The sequence below is a fragment of the Sulfurovum sp. genome (genome assembly GCF_041562805.1).
Classification (GTDB): domain Bacteria; phylum Campylobacterota; class Campylobacteria; order Campylobacterales; family Sulfurovaceae; genus Sulfurovum.
In genome coordinates, this window is the sequence record NZ_JBFFOH010000218.1 from 1 (window position 1) to 3,291 (window position 3,291).

Consider the following 3,291-nt stretch of genomic DNA (forward strand, 5'->3'; position numbering starts at 1 on the left):
CTTATGTGCAAGTATTTGATGGGTTTAGCTGTTCTTTTGTTCGAAATCTCCCAAAATAGGAAACCAGCATATGGAACACCGAGAAGCAAGCTGCTAAAGCCATCATTTGTGGCAGATAAAAGTACGTAGTAGTATGCAATACTATATACGAATAAGCTCAAATACATTTACAATTATCTTCTTTCTTAGTCTCAGGCAAATAGGTAGAGACATAACGTTTAAAATGACCAATCAAAAAGCCGCCTGCGGGTTTTTGATTGCTCTCCTTTGGTTTGTTAGGCATTTGCTCGAGCCTTAATTATTCTCGAAATAGTAGTCAATACAAGAATATTCAGTGAAATGATAACTGCGGCATCGATTGCGAAACCCACGAATGAACCATGATAACGTATAGTACTATAAAGGAATACTAAAATAATTCCAGCAGAACTTATCCAGATCATCATCGTAGGATTTGATCTAAGGCCATAAGTCAATGCAAATCCAAATAATAAAAATATGGGGATAGCCGGAATTGCCAATAAAATAGCATTTATTACATGGAGTGTTAATTTGCCAAAGTAGATGAGTTTATATTCCGCAAGTAAGGGAATAACCCATGTTATTAGATCGAATGTTATGTCAAACGAATGCATATATCCAGTACAAATTATTAAAATATATCCATTCAAGATACCAGATGAAAGTAAGATAAGGGTGGAAATCATTTTTTTCATTTTTATGCCTAACATTTAAAATGAGCAATCAAAAAGCCGCCCGCGGGTTTTTGATTGCTCTCCAATGATTTGTTAGGCAGTGCATTCATTGCTTAGAACCTTTATGCTCTGCCAAAAAATCAATATAGCTTTCTATGAAATCCTGTCGAAGTTTCAAAAACTCATCAATGGTTTTGAAATGCGCTTTCTTCTGATTAAGTAGATATGCAGTGACAATGATCTGCTTCTCCGGCACGAAGATATGAACCTGACTAATCGTATTGCCTGTCAGGCCAAGGACATTTTCGGTGTATGAGATATATTCGTACCCTTTGCAGTTATTTTCTTCTAACTCCATGTAGTCTTTGTTCTTAGCTTTATAAGGAGCCATCTTTGCTTTTAGTTCAGGATGCTCATTCAAATATGCATAGATACGCTCTTTTTTTCTATTGTATTCATGCTTGATGGCTTCTACTACTATTTTTTTGTCATGTTGGTATTCACCAGAAATACTTTGTTCGATTTTTGTATTTGAAAAGTAGTGACTGTTCGGATAAGCATACATGGCTCTGTACCCGTTCTGAACAGAGACTTTTTCTCTTTTGATTGGTTCTCTACTTTCATTGCTGTAAAAGTCTATATAGCGCCATGTGTTACAGCCATCACACCGATTTTCAACTTCCACAAGTTGCAGGTTGTCATTGAGTTTGGTAGGAATGGACTCTTGGAATACTTTCGGTAAATCTGATGTGGAATTCGTTAAAGCATTTAAAGCCGTTGCCCACATGAATAAAGTCAAAATGAGAATTTTATAGTTGTGTTTCATTTTCTTTGCCTAACTATTTATTGGTGTACATTCTATACAACTAAGGCTTAAAGATGGACTTATCAGAACTTATGAAATGTTGTAAAAAAATGTTATTTGGTTTGAGAATGCCATATTTTTATGCTTATGAGTTTGAAAAGGCGTAAATTGGCTCTTAGCTGAAGTGTACTAAGTCCTGAAAATGGACTTATCTGAACAAAAATGAGAGACTAAGTCGATTTTCACACCTTGGTCAACGTTGTGTTCCGATTGAATAGACAAAAGGTGAGTGCGTGATTTTCGATTACATAGTCGTTTTAACGTTTAAAATGAGCAATCAAAAAGCCGCCCGCGGGTTTTTGATTGGTCTGCTTTGGTTGGTTGGAGTTCATTGTTGTATTAAATCTTTTATCATCAAAAATACAACTACAAAAAGTATTAGCATTGCTATATTTGCAATAGCAAAGCTCCATCTCAATCTTTTTAAGTTCTCCAAAGAGACAGCATCACTTTTGATCCACACCGGAGTTTTGAAAAACCAGACAAATATATTTAACTGCATAGAGATCATTGATTGAAGACTTCTCCCTTCAGGAGGGAAATAAAACATGCCAGAGGGCTTTCCGACTTTCTGCCATTCTGCGTTAAATGATTCATACATACGTTTGATTAATTTGTCTATCAATAAGAAGCCGTAAATGCCTATTGGCAGAATCACTGCCATTCCCATTCCCAAGTAACTTAGAATGTCTTTTATCTCATTTTCCATGTTTATGCTTCTCCCTCTAACGTTTAAAATGAGCAATCAAAAAGCCGCCCGCGGGTTTTTGATTGGTCTCCTCTGATTTGTTAGGCATGCCTATTCCCTGCCATCAATATACGAATTAATGTCAGAACCTTTCCATTTTTGAAATACCCTTGCTACTTCACTTAAAGGAGTTTCCATGACTTCGTTCCAACTTTCTTGCAAATCATGGGGATAGCCAATTAAATTGTTTAGTGTGTTGTTTATAGCCGTTCTCACATTCACATCATTTTCATCCAAGTTTGGCCAAGCTTCGAAAATATCCAAAAACTCATCAACGTCCACTCCCATGATCGTCTGAAACTCAACATCGTGGAGAATCACATTTCCATTTGCAACGCATTGCATGCTTTGTCTGACAATTTCCAATTCTTCTTTAGTTAAACTTTTCAATCCCATTCGAATGCCTAACTCTTTATTGGTGCACATTTTATACAACTTAGTCTTAAAAGAGGACTTAGCATAACATGTGAAATATTGCATTAAAACGTTGTTTTGTTGAAAAAAGGCATGTTGGCGCATGTTTTGATGGTTGTAGGTGAAAAAAAGCTAGATAGTGAATGTGTACTAAGTAGTGAAAAGTGAGTTGATTGAACGAAAATGTGTTGCTAAGTCCGATTTCAGGACTTAGTCAACTTTGGGGAGTTGAGCGAGGTCTACTTAAACCACCCCTTGACACGGTCAAACGCAGATTCAAAAAGAGACTCGTGCGGTTTTGACTCTACACCGAAACTCTCTTGGAGCTGTTCTAGCAGGTTGTACTGGTCGTCGCTTAGTTTTTTAGGGTAGGTTAGGTTGACCTGGGCGATGAGATCACCTTTATTTTAAAATGAGCAATCAAAACCCGAATTTATGAATTAAACCCTATAATATTTTATGGATAAAAAATTAAAAAAATATATAGAATCATATGACCGAATAGAAGATTGTAAAACATATGAACTCCTGCCAAATGGTGGTATGATAGTTTTAATCAATCAAGAAAC

General features: G+C 36.1%; 5 protein-coding genes and 1 pseudogene. All 6 read right to left on the bottom strand.

What is annotated here, in order from left to right; genetic code table 11:
- Window positions 1–157: 157 nt before the first annotated feature.
- On the bottom strand, window positions 158–283 hold the full coding sequence (locus tag ABYK33_RS14795; RefSeq protein WP_373034075.1) for a hypothetical protein: 126 nt from the start codon (window positions 281–283) through the stop codon (window positions 158–160).
- Window positions 276–716, bottom strand: a complete 441-nt coding sequence (locus tag ABYK33_RS14800; RefSeq protein ID WP_373034077.1) for a hypothetical protein — start codon at window positions 714–716, stop codon at window positions 276–278. The genes ABYK33_RS14795 and ABYK33_RS14800 overlap by 8 nt, the downstream gene beginning before the upstream one ends.
- A gap of 85 nt (window positions 717–801) precedes the next feature.
- Complete coding sequence (locus ABYK33_RS14805; RefSeq protein ID WP_373034078.1) at window positions 802–1,521, bottom strand: hypothetical protein; 720 nt, start codon at window positions 1,519–1,521, stop codon at window positions 802–804.
- 367 nt (window positions 1,522–1,888) lie between these two features.
- Window positions 1,889–2,269 (bottom strand): hypothetical protein, encoded by a 381-nt coding sequence (locus ABYK33_RS14810; RefSeq protein WP_373034079.1) that lies wholly within the window; start codon window positions 2,267–2,269, stop codon window positions 1,889–1,891.
- A 90-nt stretch (window positions 2,270–2,359) separates the two neighbouring features.
- Window positions 2,360–2,704: a hypothetical protein gene (locus ABYK33_RS14815; protein ID WP_373034080.1), complete on the bottom strand. Its 345-nt coding sequence runs from the start codon at window positions 2,702–2,704 to the stop codon at window positions 2,360–2,362.
- Between the two features lie 257 nt (window positions 2,705–2,961).
- Window positions 2,962–3,126: pseudogene (locus tag ABYK33_RS14820) on the bottom strand (molecular chaperone DnaJ); the annotation flags it as partial.
- Window positions 3,127–3,291 lie beyond the last annotated feature (165 nt).